The sequence below is a fragment of the Oleiphilus sp. HI0132 genome (assembly GCF_001635845.1).
Map to the genome: position 1 here is coordinate 1 of NZ_LWGJ01000098.1, position 1,441 is coordinate 1,441.

Consider the following 1,441-nt stretch of genomic DNA (forward strand, 5'->3'; position numbering starts at 1 on the left):
TCAGCGTGTTACAGCGGTTGTGTTGGCTGCTTACACGGTATTTATTCTGGGTTATCTAGTGCTAAACCCTGACTTGACATACATGCAGTGGAGTGAGCTGTTTAGTCAAACTTGTGTCAGAGTATTTTCTTTACTTGCTTTGTTATCTTTGGGTGCTCACGCTTGGATCGGTTTGTGGACGGTGTCTACAGACTATCTAAAAGCAATGGTATTCAGGTTTATTTTTCAAGCTGGTTGTGGCCTGGTCATGTTCGTTTACGTGGTCTGGGGTGTTCAGATTCTTTGGGGGCTGTAAGAAATGTCTAAATTAAGAACGCTTAATTATGATGCAATAGTTATTGGTGGTGGCGGTGCTGGTATGCGCGCAGCACTTCAATTGACAGAATCCGGCATCAAAACAGCTTGTATTACTAAAGTATTCCCAACTCGTTCTCACACGGTTTCTGCTCAAGGTGGTATAACTTGTGCGATCGCAAGTGCGGATCCAAATGATGATTGGCGCTGGCACATGTATGACACTGTTAAAGGGTCAGACTATATCGGTGATCAGGACGCAATTGAATATATGTGTTCAGTTGGCCCTCAGGCTGTATTTGAATTGGATCATATGGGTTTGCCTTTCTCGCGAACTGAAGCAGGTCGTATCTACCAGCGCCCGTTTGGTGGCCAGTCTAAAGGGCCGGATAATCCGACTCAGGCTGCACGTACTTGTGCTGCTGCTGACCGTACAGGTCACGCACTATTGCACGCACTATACCAGGGCAACTTGAAGGGCGGCACTACCTTTCTTAATGAATGGTATGCAGTCGATTTGGTGAAAAACCAAAAAGGTGCAGTGGTTGGTGTCATTGCTATCTGTATTGAAACAGGTGAGCGTGTATACGTTAAGGCTAAGGCAACTGTTATGGCGACGGGTGGTGCTGGTCGTATTTATCAGTCGACTACTAACGCTTTGATTAATACTGGTGACGGTATGGGGATGGCGCTTCGCGCTGGCTTCCCAGCGCAGGATATGGAAATGTGGCAGTTCCACCCAACAGGTATCGCTGGAGCGGGTACACTGGTAACAGAAGGTTGTCGTGGTGAAGGTGGTTACCTGATCAATGGCGAAGGCGAACGTTTCATGGAACGTTACGCACCTAACGCTAAAGATCTTGCTGGTCGTGACGTTGTTGCGCGTTCAATGGTTATGGAAATACTAGAAGGCCGTGGTTGTGGTCCAAATAAAGATCACGTTATGTTGAAGTTGGACCATTTGGGTGAAGAAACCTTGAATGCCAAGCTTCCAGGTATTCTTGAATTGTCACGTACATTTGCTCACGTTGATCCGGTTAAGGTACCAATTCCGGTTGTACCAACTTGTCACTATATGATGGGTGGTATTCCGACTAATATCGGTGGTCAGGCACTAACGCAGGATGCTGAAGGTAACGATCACGTT

The 1,441-nt window shown here is 46.7% G+C and carries 2 protein-coding genes; both read left to right on the top strand.

The window, feature by feature from the left end; translation table 11 throughout:
* Window positions 1–295, top strand: a 295-nt coding sequence (gene sdhD, locus A3766_RS01270) for a succinate dehydrogenase, hydrophobic membrane anchor protein (protein WP_068641507.1), incomplete at its 5' end; no start/stop codon positions are given.
* Window positions 296–298: 3 nt separating this feature from the next.
* A partial coding sequence (locus A3766_RS01275) for an FAD-binding protein (RefSeq protein WP_156508596.1) occupies window positions 299–1,441 on the top strand: 1,143 nt, incomplete at its 3' end.